A 13,336-nucleotide genomic window follows, 5' to 3' on the forward strand; every position below is an offset into this window, starting at 1 on the left:
CTTTTTTGTACCTGCCTTTACGACGCACGTTGGCCCACACTGGTATTCACGATGTCGCTAACGCCTAGGGTTTCCAGCGCTTCTTTCAGCACTAACTGGCGAAGCAAGGTAGCCTTCGACATGCCGGTGTAGTCGACCAAGGCATCAATAACCTTGGCTTCGTACTCATCCAGGTTGATGGCGGCGTAGCGATGGCGAATGCGGCGAGTGTCTTGGTGCATGACGGCGTTCCTTATGCAGCGGCACGAAGGGTTATTCAGCAGAAAGGGTGTCTTGGTCGTACTGAGCGATGCCGCGCAGCATGAGCATGCGGGCGGTGGCCGATTTGGAGCGCATTTCCAGTTGCTGAATCCGCTCAAGGTCGGCGCACTCGGTTTCCGTGAGGTAGGTCATCACGGCCTGATCGCAGCCTTTTGGGGCATAAAGTGGCTTTGGGGTAATGGTGTTGGCGGTAGTCATGGGTTAGGCTTCCTTAATAAAGTGAAAGACTTTGAAAGAGATAATCGGGCGGTTGGGTTAGCGCTCGTAAAGACGTATCAGCTTGCGCTGCAGAAAGTGTTCATCCAGATGGGCACGCAGTTCGCAAAGGGCGTCTTCGATATCCACGGCGGCGGCGCCGTTAGCCAGCATCGTGGCAGCGAGTTGGCCAGCCGCCTCGGCGATGGTGCGTTCTTCCAGCGCTTCGAGATCGGCCAGCGGGTTGGCCGCGCCGATATCGGCGGTGATGGCAGTACGGGTCGCGGGCGAGCAGCGGTTCAGCTCTACGTCGACACCGCGGAACAGGATGGTTTTGACGGCTTTAGCGCTATCGTCCTTAACGGCATTGAGGGTCCACGTTCGATGGGGCGCTTTTTCATCGAGCTGGAAGGTGGCGGTGGTATCGGTAGCGCCTAGTTCATTGGCGACGCGCATAACGTCGAGTAGCTCGCCCAGTGTCATGGGCTTGCGTTGGCAAGAGGCGTTGAAGCTTTCAAGCCCTTGTTGCGCTATCTCGACAGTAAGCGGCCCTTGGGTCTGAGTAACAACGAGCTTTTCCACCGTGATAAGCGGTGAAGTATCAGCAGGTGTGGCCATGGCAGTGGCTCCTGTGTTGATTCGTTAAAGGGGGTTAGCGGTTATGGCGGCGAACGTGGGCGACCTTATTCGACGTACCCAAGGGCTTTGGGAATTTATCGAAGACGGCGGCGAAGGAGCCAAGCGGCTTTCGGAGCTCCAACGGGAACTCGTAGAAACGCAGATACGCGAGACGGCGCTCGTTGAAGAGAATGCTGCGCTTAAGAAAACGATTGCTGATTTTGAGAAATTTGATATTGAGCGGCAGTACTACACGCGTCAGCAGAAACCGAGCGGGGCTTGGGTAGTTAAGGTTCGTCCCGGAAAAGAGCTGGAAGCGGACATGGAAAAGGGTATGGAGTTTTGCGCACACTGCTTCCAAAAGCGCGAGCTTTCGATACTCCAACCTATCGAGAAATTGCGTTCTCCGGGTGGGTACCTGAAATGTCATACCTGTAGTGCTGAGGTGATGCTCGATGCACCGCTGCGAGGTAGTGTTGATTTTTACTGACGGGGTACTCCGCGAACTTTCAGGAGGTGTGGCCATGGCAGTGGCTCCCTTGCAAAGTGAAGTGAAGTAAAAGACATGAATAGAATGGTTCATAAAAATGAACCTGTCAATAAAGGTGGTTCATAAAAATGATCATTGGCGAGCGCCTGAAAGAAGAGCGTGAACGGATTGGGCTGAGCCAGACTGCTTTGGCGCAGATTGGTGGTGTTGGTAAAACGACTCAAATTAAATACGAAAAAGGCACCAGTAGTCCCGATTCTTCCTACTTGTCGGCAGTTGCTGATGAGGGCGTGGATATTTTTTATGTGCTCAAAGGCCAGCGTTCAGGTACTCCCGCAGCTCAGCCTTTAGGGGTTGCGTTAAATGAACCATTGGCGGGGTTTTCACCGGTCAAGATGTACGACATCGAAGCGGCAGCGGGTGCTGGCCGTAGCTTTGAAGGCGAACCAGTAAAAACCACGCTGTACTTTTCGACGGTTGAGCTTTCTAAACAGGGGCTAGACCCTGCCCAAGTGGTGGGTATCAAAGTGCGCGGCGATTCAATGGACGGCACCTTGGCCGATGGTGACTGGGTGCTAGTGAACCGTGGGAATCGCGATCCGAAGCAGGAAGGGGTGTTTTTACTGTTGGTGAGTGGTGAAAGGCGGATCAAGCGGGTGCAGCGTTTAGCAGGGGGCGCGCTGTATTTGATCAGTGATAACGAGCTTTATCAGCCTGAAATGATTAAGCCGCAGGATATGGGGGATTTGGAGATTCTGGGGCGGTGTGAGATTCGGATTGGGCGGGTTGTTTAACTGTAAAACTATGACGTCATAAGGCAGCTTTGAGACTGCTGAAAGATAAAACAGGGGAGGTGAAAATGAAAAATATAAAATCAGAATTGTCACTCTATTTTACTATCAAATATTTAGTTCTTATTTGAAAGGTTTGTAGATAATCACAAGGCTGAGGCTTGTGAAAGTTTTATTGTCTTTGATAAATAGGTGGCGATGATGAGTGGTGAGACTCGGTTTGTGGCGGAGATAGCTGAGATAATATCTAGGGATGTTTTTCAACATTTTCGTTGGGATGTTGCTGCGTTAACGGATACAAACTTCGATTGTGTTAAATCACAAGAACATGCAAGGAAAGATGATCATACTCATCCTGTTGACGTAGTATTTTATTACGATGATCCTTATTTGAATAAAACAGTCTATTTAAATACTGACTTGAAAAGTTACAAGAAGGGGTCTATATCACAAACTCAAATTAGAGGCGCACTTAAATCTTTAGCAAGTACGATTGATTGTGCTCGCGTTAGTTCTCAGTGGCGTGGGCGTTATGCTCCTAGCGTAAGTGGTAATCCTGAAGTTAGAGGCATGCTTTTTGTTTATAATCATGATAATGAATATGATAAAGATTTTTATAATCATATTAAACCCTATAATCCATCTAAAACTGAAAAGCAACTAAATACGGATAGCTTGCCATTAAAGAAAAAACAGTATCTTCATATAGTGGAACCGAAGCTCATAAATTATCTTCTTACAATTGTTAGTGACATGAAGGTTTTAGCATATGACGATAAGTTCCCTAAAAATAAATATATGTTTTTCTATCCAGAACTTACTCTGCATAAAACACACGGTAATGCACTTACGCGTGCTGCGACGATAGAGATGCTTTCCGGTCCATTTCTAGTAATAAAGCATCCAGCCATTGAGAGAGTGAACGATGAAACATCTGCTAAAGAAGTAGTGGGTGATTCAGGTTATTTGATTTATTACAATAGGCCTGGTGGAGATCATCGTGAGTTTATGTATTTCTTTGATTTGATATCTCGCTTTCAGATTCTTGATAGCGGTGAAAAAATTAAGTTAAGGGTTGCGTGCTTAGATAGAGATAAAGAAATAACTGCCAACTATTATCAAGCTATTGAGGCCTATTCTCAGGCGTGGGGGTTTGATCAGTATAAAAGAAGTTTGCTCGAAAATATTGAGTTTGAACTTGTTGAAACTTATCGTACCTCTTTAAGCAGTATCGATGTGGGCTGGAGATCATGATGAAAACAGGTAGCCTCTATAGTGTAAACGATAAAGCGCTTTATGATGCTTTGCATCAATCTCAGCTTACAAAAAGCGATTTAAAAGATTTGTTTTTAGCAAGAGGTATTGTAATTCCCTCTGATGCTAGTAGAGAGGATTTATCTAAATATTTTTCACGCTTGATTCATGATTATTATGATTATAAAGCTTTAGCCAAAATTTTAGGGTCACGTGGAAGAAGGGATAAATCTACTGTTTCTTATATCGATGTACCTGGAATTGGTGTCGAACAAGTGCAAGAGGCAGCTCTTGAGTTGAATGATATGATTGGAGATCTAGATGCTAATTCTCAGGTTAAAATTATCGGTAACAAGGTAGAGGTGGTTGTAAATTATCGGGAAGTCAATTTCAATAAAAATGAGTTTCGACAAGTTGATGAGCGCGAGGCTGTTTTAAGTTTAGAAGTCGAAGGTGATAAATTAGTGATTAGAAGCCCTCTCACAGATGTAGTAGAAAGCTTTAAGGGCATACTGGTCTCAAACTTGTCTGAGAGTTTAGGCAAGGAGCTTGAGATAGAAAGTATAAACATGGAAGGTATTCAAGAGCCGGAAAAAAGAACTGAGTTTTTTGAAAGACTCATTAAGGGTTTGGATGGCTTAAATTTTCGTGATGTAACGGATGTTTATATATTTCATCCTAAAAACCTAGAGGATAATCTTGATGATGAAGATGGAGAAGAGGACGAATCAGATAGCGTTGATCTAGGTGTGCATATTACTCGAGCATCTTTAAAGGGAGAGAAAGTACTTCAGTCAGAAGAGCTTAGGGGGTTGTACGAAAAAGGTTTCTATATTTGGAAAATTATTTGGCAATCTGATGATGGCAGCTATGACTCAGATATTTTTGAATTTGAGGCACAGTTTAAAGATGCTGAAAACTTTACAGGCTTCTCATATCTGCCAAGGGGATATTATAAATACAAAGGAAACTTGGAATATAATTCTAGTAAAACTGGCTTTAGTTCTATGGAAGAGAGAGAGTTAAGTGTTAAAATTGAAAAAGCTGCCCAAAAAGCAGTAGCTGATATTTTTGATGACTTGGCTGATCAGCCTGGAGGCGAAGATGATCAAGGTGAAAATAGTTAAGTTTTTTCTTGAATTGCCCTTGAATCGCCTGATAGAAAAGTTTTCTGATTTGTCAGGTCATAATTTTCAAGACAATAGTTTTACCTTAACAGAGTTTAATGAAAACTCTGTTTCTGCTGTTTATGTCGAGAAGGTAGTTACGCGAGAAACAGTCATCGACCTTCAAGGACGAGAAAGTGAGGTCGAAGTTGTTCGATTTCCTCGATATGAATTTCAATTGCAAAAGTTTGGCAGTGATGGCTTTCTATTATTAGTATTTAACCCCCCGAGAAGCCTTAAGGGACTGGTTGACTTCCTACTCAAAGAAGTAGATGGACATATTTATTTTAGGGAGTCAAAAGTTTCTGTAGATGATTTTATTGAAAACGCTAAGTCTTTCGATAGTATTTTGAGTGTGAGGGCTGACAAAATTAAAGCTAAGGGTATTAGTATTAGCTCTTCTTCATATGCTGATGTTTCAGTATCCTCTTCATTAAATGCTTATGTCGATCTAGAGGAATTTTTACAAGAGAAAAAATTCAAAATAAGCAGCGCAAGGCTACGAGTTAGAACTAAATTTGGTTCTGGTAAGGTTGAGGTTTCTTCGTCGGGCTTGTTAGGTATTGATGAATCTGTCTTTGATGAAATATTAGCTGGGTTTATTGAGTCATCAAAAGATATCGTTTTAGTTTAAATTTAGAGATGTTATTTTCATTTTTTCCCGTTTGACATATCTCTTTGACGCCCCCTCATCCGTATACGTCTTCATCAATTCATCCCAATTTGTCGTATAGCGCGGGCTTCGGCTCGCGCAGCGTAGGTGCCTGGGGGCATTCTTCTCCGGCAGCCCCAAGCGTACCGTTCCCTTTCCTATCTTCTCGTTGAGCGCGTCCATGGCGGCCATAAGCTGTTGGCGGTGCTGGGCAAGTCGACAAAACCAATCATAATTTGCTTTACCTATTGTGTAAGACTGTTGTTTTATACAGTATTAGACTCTGGGAGCGCGACAGGAAAATTCTAATATACGTCGTGTCATATCAAAAACAGCAGGGCAAGGGCATGCGCGTAAATTACTTGGGGCCAGCAGTGGTGGGGGTTCAGCACCCGGCGGTAGCGGAATTTGATCATCGGCGATTTTCACCCAGTTATTTTTTAGTCGAGGTGAGCGAAGACGCAGTTCCCGGCGGGCCATGGATGGAAGGGGATGTGCTGGTGGTGGATGAAGCACGCTCGTTTGGCCATGCGGATCTGGTGGTGGCCGAGGTGGAGGGGGAATACCGATTGTTTAAATCGCACCGGGTGGGCAGCCGCTGCCGGTTATTGCCGCCCAATGGGGGGCAGGGGTGCTTTGTAAACGTGGAGCAGTTCAAGGGGGTGGTGGTTAGGCAGGCTAGGTGCTGGGCGCTGTAAGTAATCTCTTACAAAAGTATGGCGAATGGCTTACATTATCGATTAAGTTTGTTTGACATTGTGATTTTGTCGCCTAATAGCACGCGTTGCGGGAACGCTTCGTCAGAAGCACGCGACAATAAAAACCCTCGGCCATTTGGAGTGGCCGAGGGTGCAGCTTAAGTTAGTGGATGAGCGCGGAAAACTCTTCTTGTGCTCTCATACCGCTATTAGTTTTAGGCAATTTACCAGATAGGCTTACTAACAACCGTTGATTAGAAGGAGCTGGCTCTAGATTTACCTTGGCAATATGCGCTTGAACGTCGTACGGATTTTGTTCCATTTGCTTTAAGTCTTCTAGCAAATACCTTGGAGCATAACCAATCACAACGAGATCATCTTTGGTTTGGATTTGAATTGCGCTACCTGTTGCCGGGTTATTCATTTCGATAGCAATTTTTAGTTCATCTCCAACTTCAAGTTTCTTTAATTTTTCATTGGAATAATCAGACATGAAGCGGCTCCCATGTACGAAAAACTTACACGTAAAATAGCCTTCTTCATTAGGTTCTAGATCAGGAAACATTTCTAAGCAGTCGGTTTGTCTAGTGCCCCCTGAAATAGATAAAATTGAAACTGGGTCTGCTGAGTTAGCCTCCAAATCCATTCTTTCTACAATGCTAGAAAAGTCCCTTCTTTTTCTATTTGGAACTCTATTCTTAAAAAATTCGAACAGCTCATCCGACTGATATTTTTTTTCTAAATCAGGGAAAGCATCTAATGCTGAAAAGCCAGCTAGTTCTCTGGCTTTCTCTGCGCCTTTTAGATAAAAGAAACTATATAATGATTTGGCTTTATCATAATCTAGAGCTCCAATGGGAAACCATCGCGATTCGTTTTGTGTGCAATTATTAGTATTATATTTTGAGCGCCATGCTAGATAGAGTGTGCTCATTTCAGATCTCCAATAACCTGACGTACGTTTTTCTAAGTAAAAGTTCTGCAAATTCCATAGCATAGCTATTAGTGCATGCTATTGGTATTTCTTTTAATGTCCCACATATAACATCGATATCAGTCTCTGATAATTTTTTTAGCCATGGAGAAATTACGCTAGGCCATCTTTTGTTAGCAAGTGCTACTAATTCTATAGGATTCATGCCTTTCCTAGCGTCGACTTCTTCAAAGACTCCTCCAGGGCCCTTTCTAATATATTTATCAATTTGGTTGCTGTAACTCTGGGAGCCTTGTTGCTTCCAAATTGAAATTTTTCGCGGCTCTAATTCACGACCTAGTGAAGATGCATGGTCAAATGAGGGTGCCATTTCATGGCTGATTTGCCCAGCTGAATATTTCCTGAACATTGACCAGTTTTCATGATGTCTATCACCATTCATAATTAATGCATCTAAAAGTATATAACCACCAATTGCATGATAAGCGTCTCTACGAGCTTGCTCACCATTAGTTACGGTTTTGATTGCTGTTAGAATATTTTCAAGAATATGTAGGCTATGGCCATATTTCTTCTCTTGGTCGTAATTTTCAATTGCACCTGCTAGCAACTCATTTCCATGGACTAATTCACATGAAGAGTTTTTTAATTCTTCGAATTTTTGGCTGATTGAGCCATAAGTACCATTGAACTCAGCAAGTTCGACTCTTGCGCAAGGTATGCCTAATATTCTGCCAATTTCACTAGCAATTTTCTCAGACCAGTGTTCTCCGGCAATACTTAATGGCTGCTTTGAAATTGTTCGAGAAAATTTAAAGAGCCATGGGGTGTCGTCATCGGGTAACAGCACCCAGCATTTATTCTTCGTACCCATTGGTTCATCTTCTAAGATCCAATCAGGTGCGATTGTTACAATTTGGTACATGCTCTGTGCTTTTCGTCGATGTGTCTTACTCCATAAAATAGCAATATTATATACAAATAGATATTTTTTTGGCCCTTTCTTCCCTAAGGATAAATGGCGTTTTAGTCATTTATATATAGTTCATTGTATTTTAGGCTATTTTTGGCTCCGCACGGCCAAGGTTAGCGCGGTCGTGTAGCTGGTGTCGGTGAGGCTGTGCGTGACCTCTGTAATGATCCAGGGTGTGGTGTCGATTTGCGTTTTCCAGCCAATGCACCATACCGGGGTTTCGGGGAATATGTCGGGATCACCGACGGCCTGAGTGATACTGAAATAGGCGACGCCGCGCTGGATGCGTTGCCATTCTGCTTTTGCGGCTTCCAGCGCTTCGGCTTCACTGGCGTAGGCGTGGCGTAGCTGCTGGGCGTTTTGCGGGTCGCCTACCGTTACCGCTTCGCGTGTGGCGTGGGCGGTGTTATTCCATAGGGCGGTAACGCCGGTGAAGGCGTCGCGCTCGGCCATTAAGTAGCGGTGCTGGTCGCCGCTTTGGCGGTGCAGGTGAATTGGCGGGATCTCTAACCCGCTGGCCGTAGTGGCTTGGCCAGTAGGCACGAATATCAAATGACCGGTTTTGACGGTGGCCACCGCGTCGAAGCGTTCGGCTAAGCGTGTGAGAAAGTGCAGGTCGCTTTCGTCGGTTTGATCAATATGCGTGACGCGGGCACCGGCCAACGTGGCCCCGACGCTGGGCGTGAGGTCATGCCGGGCGGCTATCGTGGTGATGATGTCGCGGACGGTGACGCTATCCCAGCTCTGTGTTCGTTTGCCTGGCAGGCCTTGGCGCATGTTTGCACTGGATGCACGGATGTTGAGTGTATCCGGTGCGCCGGTGTGTTCGACCTCATCGACAATGAACATGCCTCGCTCGGTGAGCGCTTGGCCTTTCCAGCCTATGGCCAACGTTAGCTCGGCACCTGTGGGCGGTATATCCAGCATGCCGTCATCATCGGTTAGCGTTATGTCGAGCTGGTCGGCCTGCATGCCGCGCCTGTCGTGGAGCATGAGCAGTGAAAGGCGGGCGCGAAACTCTGGGCTAATGACTTGTCCCTGGAGCGTTATTCGATAATCCGGGTGGATACTCATGCCAGCGCCCCGGTGATTGCGCGCAGGGCGCTGTTTTCCAGTACGCCGAGCAGTTCGGTTCGTCCTTCATCGATGCGGGTTAGCTGCAGTTCGAATTCGATTTGCTTGGCAGCGCCATCGCGGAAAAACTCGCTTTTGCGCTCGCTGAGGCTGGTGATGGTGAACATGCCGTAGTAGGTGCCAGTGCCTTCGATCAGCGGCCACGCGCGGCCGCCGTCCGCCAGTGAGCGCAGCATATCGAGGTTTTGTTGGCCGCCGGTAAACATGGGCAGTAGGGTGCCGGTTAGGTTTATGGTGTCGTCGCCGGGGCCGAGAAACTGGTGCACCGGCCGCGCGTTGATACGGCTTTGGCTGGCGTGTCGCCAGTTGGTTTGCCGCTGCAGTTCCTGGTAAGCGGCGGTGCCGAGGCCGAACACAAACAGGCCGTAGGTCATCATCATGGGGTTGCCCTCAGTCGTTATCGTAGAAATTGCGGCGGCTTGAAGCGGTGGCGCGGCGTTCGGCATCTTGAAGGGCGCGTTGCACTTGCTCGTTTACCATCCGGGCCAGCGCTTGCTCATCCATGCCGGGGGCGGCATGCACGTCGATACTGATACCGCCATGAATGACCAGCCCGCCGCTTGGCTGGCTGGTGTGGCTTTGCAGCGGTGGGCGGGCGTCGATTTGTATGCTGCTGGTGTCGATTCTGTCGCGGTCTACGCTGGGCAGCTCTTGGGCGGCGATGCTTGCGGTGACGGTTTGCGCTTCGGGTTGTGGTATGTCCAGTGCCGCAGCGGGGCTAGCAACACCAGCGCCAAGCATTAGCCCGGCGGCGGCGTTGCGTAGGTTGCTGGTGAGGCTGCGCACTTGCTTAAGCGGGCCGTCTGAGTCGTCCTCAATACCGTTGGCTAACCCGGCAGATACATCGATGCCAATGCTTCTGAATACGCGGCTGGGGGAATGAGTATCCAGATCGTCACGAGCTTCGTCTTCTGTGCCTGTGGCTAGGCTTCTTACGGCGTTCCATGCCGAGTTGGCCCCATTACGAATACCGTCGCCCAAGCCGCTGGCAATATCTTTCCCCACGTCGACTGCGCTACCGACGGTGTCGCTCATCCACCCCGCTATATCGCTGGCCAGCCCGGTTACGTGGTCGCGAACAGCCCCGGCCATCCCGCTAATACCGTTGATAATGCCTTCCACGATATTGGTGCCGAATCCTTCAAACACGCGGCTGGGGGAGTTGATGCCGAGCACTTCTTTAAACCAGTTGCCTACGTTGCTGGCCATCTCGCTTACTGCCGAGCGCAGTGTTTCCCACCCCGCCTTGATGCCGTTCACCAGCCCTTCGATAATTCCACCACCCAACTCTGATAGCGATTCGGGCAGGTCAACGCCGAGGCGGCCTAGCGCTGATGAAATTCCCGCCCAAAGGAGGCCAAACGGCGACCAGTTAACTAACAGGCGACCTATGCCGCCTAACCCTTCGTCGAACGCTTCTTTTACTTGCTGCCATAACCCGCCGAAGAACGCCTTAATTGGCTCCCAGTATTTGTAAATCAGGTAGGCGGCCCCTGCTATAGCGGCGATACCTGCGATCAGCCAGCCAATAGGCGTGGCGGCCATTAACGCGCCTACGGCTTTAAACCCGGCGGCAAGGGCTGGCAACGTTTTGGCAAAGGCGACCATCGCCGCCCCTGCTTTCACTATGCTTACCCCAAACATGACGATGCTGAGAATCATCTTGGCGGCGAAGAGCCCGCCAACCAGCATGGCGAGGTTGTCGAAACCGCCCACCAAGTCCGCCGTTCTGCTAACGATGTCGGCAATGCTGCTGGCCATGCCTGCAGCACCGGTGGCGAGGTTGATGATGATGGGCACGGCGTTTTTAAGACGGTCGCCAAATTCTCTGGCGAATGCCTGCACTTGCTCGCGGTTTTCGCGCATCCAGCCGACGAACTCACGCATGATCTCCGTCACGGCGGGCATTAGCTCGGCGCCAATCGTGTTTTTGACGCCTTTGACGGCAAGCTGGGCATCGAGCAGGGCGTCTTGAAAGTCCTCTGCGCCCCGCGCGGCACCGTCGCTGAGTGCGTAACCGGTTTCTAACCCGGCGGCCATGAGCGCTTCTAGCTCTTCGCTGCCGCCGCGCAACATATTGATCATGGACTCGCCGCTGTTGCCCATGATGCCGCTCATGATGGCAATTTTGTCGCCATGGCTTTCTACATTTTCAAGCGCGTCGGCGATGGCGGCCACGGCTTGTTCAGGTCGCATGTCATTCAGTGCCTGTGCGGATAAGCCGAGCTGCTCAAGGGGAGCAACGGCGGCACCGGTACCGTTTGCGGCTCTACCCACACGGCGAACCATTCGCTGCATGCTGCTGTTTAGGCCTTCCGTGCCTACCCCGGCGCGCTCGGCGGCGTAGTGCAGTTGTTGTAATTCAGTGGTGCCAATCCCCATTTTGTCGGCTGTTTTGGCGACGTCATCGCCCAGGCTGGCGGTGCTGCTACTGAGGGCGAAGATTGAGCCGACAGCCAGCCCACCGGCGATGGTCACGTTACGACCAAACCGCCGGATTTCACCTGTCATTGCATTAAAGCGGCCGCCTACGTTGGCTTCGCCCAGGCGGCGCAGAGCGTCCTTCTGTTTGGCCAGGCGCTCATTGGTGCGGCGTATTTGCTCTTCAAGGGCGGCGTTTTGTTCCTTGAAGCCGCGCGCGCCTTCGGCACCGGCGGGCAGTTCACGGGCTAGCTCTCTGACACGGTCGCGGTTTTGCCTGTATTCATTGCTGAGCTTATCGACGGCTTTCTGGGCCTTCTCTTGCTGCTGGGTGAGCCGTCGCGTTGGCCCTTCGGTGCTTTCAAGTTGCCCCGTTATTCGTTTCAGCTCTTCGCGCTTATCCATGAGTGCGCGGCGTGTGTCATGGCTCTGGCGCGACATATCACGGAAGGCGGTCAGTTTCTTTTGCTGATCCTGCAGGTTGCGTAGTTGGTCGCGGCTTTCACGCAACGCGCCGCCCATGCCGCTTGCGCCTTGCATGATTTGCCGTAAGGGGCCGGTCGCTTTGTTTATAGCGCTGAGCGTGACGCTCAGGTTCAGGTTGTTGGCCATCCGGCCTCCTGCAGCAAAAATGCCCCGTTATGGGGCATTGCGTGATGTTCGCCCGCGCTTTTTAGGCGTATTGCGTTCGCGGGCTTTTTCTCGCCAGCGGCCCAGCTCTTCAAGCCCCATGTCATCCATGGCGCTGGGCGGCCAGTGGAAGACGAAGGCGATATCGGCCATGGCGTCTTCTACGTCGTTGGGGATATTGGCTGTTACCCCTCGGCCCGCTTGCCCAACAAAAAATTTGAGACGGCGGTACCTAGCTGGAGTAGATCGGCGGGGTCCATGTCGCGACAGTCAGTTTCTGTTAGTGCTGGCTCCGTGATGCGAGGCAACACCTTTTGCAGGCTACGGGTATCCATGTTCAGCAGATCAACTAATGCCACGCCGCGAAGTGCGCCGCTTAGCGGCTTACGCACCGTTACCTCTTCAATTGTGCTTTTACCGCGCTGAATAGGCGTGTCTAGCTCAATTTGCTTGGTGGGTATGCCCGGCGCGGTGGCTTTGGCTTCTTCGGCGGCGATCTGGTTTTCAGTCTTGTCTTCCATTGCTGTGATTTCCTATGTGCTGGGTGTGGCCACCGGGGTGGCCGTGGTGAGTGGGGTGGTGGTTACAGGCTGAGGGCGCGGCGGCGTTCGGCCAAGCGGTCGGTACCGCGCACGTTGAATACGTAGCCCGGCACGTCGCGTTCGATGATGTCTTCACCGTCGACGGTGAGCTTGAAGTAGCTGAGCGTGGTGGTGACGCTGATCTGGTTGTTGTCGCCCTTGCTTGCGTCGCCCATGGAAATGGTTTTGTGGCGGCCGCGCATGACGATCTCGACCGGCACGATGTCGCCGGTTTCGTCGGACTCGTAAGAGCCGGTGAAGCGGAGCATAGTGGCGTCGTGAATGGGGCTGCCGTAGCTGTCGAAGATGTCGACGATCATGCCGCCAGCGGTCCATTCAAATTCCTGCAGCTCATTGCCGTGGTCGACTTCGATGGGGCCATCCATACCGCCGCCTTCGTACTCGACCATGCGGCGGGCGAGTTCCGGCAGCGTGAGCTCGGGGATCTGGCCTTGCCAGTTGTTGCCGTCGCCGAACAAGTTAAAGTCCTTGAGAATCTTGGGTAGCATTTTGCTTGCTCCTGTTAGTGCCTATCGCG

The 13,336-nt window shown here is 49.7% G+C and carries 18 protein-coding genes; 6 read left to right on the forward strand and 12 right to left on the reverse strand.

Translation table 11 applies throughout. The features are described 5' to 3' along the window. Positions 1 to 17: 17 nt before the first annotated feature. Genes ACT3RQ_RS15960 through ACT3RQ_RS15970 form a run of 3 tightly spaced genes read right to left on the reverse strand, consistent with a single transcriptional unit; the run spans position 18 to position 1,074 of the window. Positions 18 to 221 (reverse strand): hypothetical protein, encoded by a 204-nt coding sequence (locus ACT3RQ_RS15960; protein WP_444680848.1) that lies wholly within the window; start codon positions 219 to 221, stop codon positions 18 to 20. 31 nt (positions 222 to 252) lie between these two features. Beyond that, a complete protein-coding gene (locus ACT3RQ_RS15965; RefSeq protein ID WP_444680849.1) occupies positions 253 to 459 on the reverse strand; it encodes a hypothetical protein in 207 nt (68 codons plus the stop codon). Positions 460 to 516: 57 nt separating this feature from the next. Then, positions 517 to 1,074 (reverse strand): hypothetical protein, encoded by a 558-nt coding sequence (locus ACT3RQ_RS15970; RefSeq protein WP_444680850.1) that lies wholly within the window; start codon positions 1,072 to 1,074, stop codon positions 517 to 519. Positions 1,075 to 1,117: 43 nt separating this feature from the next. Here ACT3RQ_RS15970 and ACT3RQ_RS15975 point away from each other — a divergent pair, with 43 nt between their 5' ends. From ACT3RQ_RS15975 to ACT3RQ_RS15995, 5 genes are all read left to right on the forward strand, one after another. After that, complete coding sequence (locus ACT3RQ_RS15975; RefSeq protein WP_444680851.1) at positions 1,118 to 1,564, forward strand: hypothetical protein; 447 nt, start codon at positions 1,118 to 1,120, stop codon at positions 1,562 to 1,564. A gap of 128 nt (positions 1,565 to 1,692) precedes the next feature. Further along, positions 1,693 to 2,358 carry an XRE family transcriptional regulator gene (locus ACT3RQ_RS15980; RefSeq protein ID WP_444680852.1) on the forward strand — a complete coding sequence of 222 codons (666 nt, stop codon included), beginning with the start codon at positions 1,693 to 1,695 and terminating at the stop codon, positions 2,356 to 2,358. A 198-nt stretch (positions 2,359 to 2,556) separates the two neighbouring features. Then, positions 2,557 to 3,609 (forward strand): hypothetical protein, encoded by a 1,053-nt coding sequence (locus ACT3RQ_RS15985; protein WP_444680853.1) that lies wholly within the window; start codon positions 2,557 to 2,559, stop codon positions 3,607 to 3,609. Beyond that, on the forward strand, positions 3,609 to 4,736 hold the full coding sequence (locus ACT3RQ_RS15990) for a hypothetical protein (protein WP_444680854.1): 1,128 nt from the start codon (positions 3,609 to 3,611) through the stop codon (positions 4,734 to 4,736). Before ACT3RQ_RS15985 ends, ACT3RQ_RS15990 begins: the two co-directional genes overlap by 1 nt. After that, positions 4,714 to 5,409, forward strand: coding sequence for a hypothetical protein (locus ACT3RQ_RS15995; protein WP_444680855.1), 696 nt, complete (start codon positions 4,714 to 4,716; stop codon positions 5,407 to 5,409). The genes ACT3RQ_RS15990 and ACT3RQ_RS15995 overlap by 23 nt, the downstream gene beginning before the upstream one ends. Here ACT3RQ_RS15995 and ACT3RQ_RS16000 read toward each other — a convergent pair. Continuing rightward, positions 5,401 to 5,619, reverse strand: a complete 219-nt coding sequence (locus ACT3RQ_RS16000; RefSeq protein ID WP_444680856.1) for a DUF4113 domain-containing protein — start codon at positions 5,617 to 5,619, stop codon at positions 5,401 to 5,403. The genes ACT3RQ_RS15995 and ACT3RQ_RS16000 overlap by 9 nt on opposite strands. Positions 5,620 to 5,774: 155 nt before the next feature. Here ACT3RQ_RS16000 and ACT3RQ_RS16005 point away from each other — a divergent pair, with 155 nt between their 5' ends. After that, positions 5,775 to 6,125 (forward strand): hypothetical protein, encoded by a 351-nt coding sequence (locus ACT3RQ_RS16005; protein ID WP_444680857.1) that lies wholly within the window; start codon positions 5,775 to 5,777, stop codon positions 6,123 to 6,125. 163 nt (positions 6,126 to 6,288) lie between these two features. On the opposite strand, the gene ACT3RQ_RS16010 is transcribed toward ACT3RQ_RS16005, so the two are convergent. The 8 genes from ACT3RQ_RS16010 to ACT3RQ_RS16045 form a co-directional block, all read right to left on the reverse strand. Further along, positions 6,289 to 7,059 carry an HIRAN domain-containing protein gene (locus tag ACT3RQ_RS16010; RefSeq protein WP_444680858.1) on the reverse strand — a complete coding sequence of 257 codons (771 nt, stop codon included), beginning with the start codon at positions 7,057 to 7,059 and terminating at the stop codon, positions 6,289 to 6,291. 1 nt (position 7,060) lies between these two features. Further along, the gene (locus ACT3RQ_RS16015) at positions 7,061 to 7,984 is read right to left on the reverse strand and encodes a HipA domain-containing protein (protein WP_444680859.1); all 924 of its coding nucleotides are present in this window, start codon (positions 7,982 to 7,984) and stop codon (positions 7,061 to 7,063) included. Positions 7,985 to 8,119: 135 nt separating this feature from the next. Then, positions 8,120 to 9,106 (reverse strand): contractile injection system protein, VgrG/Pvc8 family, encoded by a 987-nt coding sequence (locus ACT3RQ_RS16020; protein ID WP_444680860.1) that lies wholly within the window; start codon positions 9,104 to 9,106, stop codon positions 8,120 to 8,122. After that, the gene (locus ACT3RQ_RS16025; RefSeq protein ID WP_444680861.1) at positions 9,103 to 9,546 is read right to left on the reverse strand and encodes a phage tail protein; all 444 of its coding nucleotides are present in this window, start codon (positions 9,544 to 9,546) and stop codon (positions 9,103 to 9,105) included. Before ACT3RQ_RS16025 ends, ACT3RQ_RS16020 begins: the two co-directional genes overlap by 4 nt. A gap of 10 nt (positions 9,547 to 9,556) precedes the next feature. Next, the gene (locus ACT3RQ_RS16030) at positions 9,557 to 12,199 is read right to left on the reverse strand and encodes a hypothetical protein (protein ID WP_444680862.1); all 2,643 of its coding nucleotides are present in this window, start codon (positions 12,197 to 12,199) and stop codon (positions 9,557 to 9,559) included. A 27-nt stretch (positions 12,200 to 12,226) separates the two neighbouring features. Next, a complete protein-coding gene (locus ACT3RQ_RS16035) occupies positions 12,227 to 12,370 on the reverse strand; it encodes a GpE family phage tail protein (RefSeq protein ID WP_444680863.1) in 144 nt (47 codons plus the stop codon). 32 nt (positions 12,371 to 12,402) lie between these two features. Continuing rightward, positions 12,403 to 12,738 carry a phage tail assembly protein gene (locus tag ACT3RQ_RS16040; protein ID WP_444680864.1) on the reverse strand — a complete coding sequence of 112 codons (336 nt, stop codon included), beginning with the start codon at positions 12,736 to 12,738 and terminating at the stop codon, positions 12,403 to 12,405. A 62-nt stretch (positions 12,739 to 12,800) separates the two neighbouring features. Next, a complete protein-coding gene (locus tag ACT3RQ_RS16045; RefSeq protein ID WP_444680865.1) occupies positions 12,801 to 13,307 on the reverse strand; it encodes a phage major tail tube protein in 507 nt (168 codons plus the stop codon). Positions 13,308 to 13,336: the final 29 nt, after the last annotated feature.

It is taken from the genome of Halomonas sp. AOP43-D1-4 (assembly GCF_052446175.1).
In the GTDB taxonomy this organism is placed as follows: domain Bacteria; phylum Pseudomonadota; class Gammaproteobacteria; order Pseudomonadales; family Halomonadaceae; genus Vreelandella; species Vreelandella citrativorans.

Excerpts from the sequence above, each read along its gene's own strand:
- ACT3RQ_RS15960 (WP_444680848.1), bottom strand. The coding sequence starts at position 221 with ATGCACCAAGACACTCGCCGCATTCGCCATCGCTACGCCGCCATCAAC.
- ACT3RQ_RS15965 (WP_444680849.1), bottom strand. The coding sequence starts at position 459 with ATGACTACCGCCAACACCATTACCCCAAAGCCACTTTATGCCCCAAAA.
- ACT3RQ_RS15970 (WP_444680850.1), bottom strand. The coding sequence starts at position 1,074 with ATGGCCACACCTGCTGATACTTCACCGCTTATCACGGTGGAAAAGCTC.
- ACT3RQ_RS15975 (WP_444680851.1), top strand. The coding sequence starts at position 1,118 with ATGGCGGCGAACGTGGGCGACCTTATTCGACGTACCCAAGGGCTTTGG.
- ACT3RQ_RS15980 (WP_444680852.1), top strand. The coding sequence starts at position 1,693 with ATGATCATTGGCGAGCGCCTGAAAGAAGAGCGTGAACGGATTGGGCTG.
- ACT3RQ_RS15985 (WP_444680853.1), top strand. The coding sequence starts at position 2,557 with ATGAGTGGTGAGACTCGGTTTGTGGCGGAGATAGCTGAGATAATATCT.
- ACT3RQ_RS15990 (WP_444680854.1), top strand. The coding sequence starts at position 3,609 with ATGAAAACAGGTAGCCTCTATAGTGTAAACGATAAAGCGCTTTATGAT.
- ACT3RQ_RS15995 (WP_444680855.1), top strand. The coding sequence starts at position 4,714 with ATGATCAAGGTGAAAATAGTTAAGTTTTTTCTTGAATTGCCCTTGAAT.
- ACT3RQ_RS16000 (WP_444680856.1), bottom strand. The coding sequence starts at position 5,619 with ATGGCCGCCATGGACGCGCTCAACGAGAAGATAGGAAAGGGAACGGTA.
- ACT3RQ_RS16005 (WP_444680857.1), top strand. The coding sequence starts at position 5,775 with ATGCGCGTAAATTACTTGGGGCCAGCAGTGGTGGGGGTTCAGCACCCG.
- ACT3RQ_RS16010 (WP_444680858.1), bottom strand. The coding sequence starts at position 7,059 with ATGAGCACACTCTATCTAGCATGGCGCTCAAAATATAATACTAATAAT.
- ACT3RQ_RS16015 (WP_444680859.1), bottom strand. The coding sequence starts at position 7,984 with ATGTACCAAATTGTAACAATCGCACCTGATTGGATCTTAGAAGATGAA.
- ACT3RQ_RS16020 (WP_444680860.1), bottom strand. The coding sequence starts at position 9,106 with ATGAGTATCCACCCGGATTATCGAATAACGCTCCAGGGACAAGTCATT.
- ACT3RQ_RS16025 (WP_444680861.1), bottom strand. The coding sequence starts at position 9,546 with ATGATGATGACCTACGGCCTGTTTGTGTTCGGCCTCGGCACCGCCGCT.
- ACT3RQ_RS16030 (WP_444680862.1), bottom strand. The coding sequence starts at position 12,199 with ATGGCCAACAACCTGAACCTGAGCGTCACGCTCAGCGCTATAAACAAA.
- ACT3RQ_RS16035 (WP_444680863.1), bottom strand. The coding sequence starts at position 12,370 with ATGGCCGATATCGCCTTCGTCTTCCACTGGCCGCCCAGCGCCATGGAT.
- ACT3RQ_RS16040 (WP_444680864.1), bottom strand. The coding sequence starts at position 12,738 with ATGGAAGACAAGACTGAAAACCAGATCGCCGCCGAAGAAGCCAAAGCC.
- ACT3RQ_RS16045 (WP_444680865.1), bottom strand. The coding sequence starts at position 13,307 with ATGCTACCCAAGATTCTCAAGGACTTTAACTTGTTCGGCGACGGCAAC.